Here is a 398-nt window from a genome sequence, read left to right on the forward strand (position 1 = left end):
GGAGACGCGCTTTAAAGTGGAAGAGCGTTACGAATTCGCCACGCTGGTGCGCTGCAGCCCGGTCACCGGCCGCACGCATCAGATCCGCGTTCATACCCAGTATGCCGGCCATCCTATCGCTTTTGACGACCGCTATGGCGACCGCGAGTTCGACAAGCAGCTGTCCGCTACCGGCTTAAACCGCCTGTTCCTGCACGCGGCGGCGCTGAAGTTTACCCACCCGGGGAGCGGGGAGGTGATGCGCGTTGAGGCGCCGCTGGACAACCAGCTGAAGCACTGTTTACAGGTGCTACGGAAGAGCAAATAAGCGCAACGGCGGAATCAGTTCCGCCGTTTTTTTTGCCTCAGCCTAACAGCGGGTTGTAGTTTTCACGGCGCAACATCTGACAGAGCGCGAT

Annotated in this window: 1 protein-coding gene; it reads left to right on the forward strand. The window is 59.5% G+C overall.

The window, feature by feature from the left end:
• Nucleotides 1–307, forward strand: a 307-nt coding sequence (locus LU493_RS19685) for a pseudouridine synthase (protein WP_275289490.1), incomplete at its 5' end; no start/stop codon positions are given.
• Nucleotides 308–398 lie beyond the last annotated feature (91 nt).

It is taken from the genome of Halomonas elongata, assembly GCF_029081005.1.
GTDB classification, from domain to species: domain Bacteria; phylum Pseudomonadota; class Gammaproteobacteria; order Pseudomonadales; family Halomonadaceae; genus Halomonas; species Halomonas elongata_B.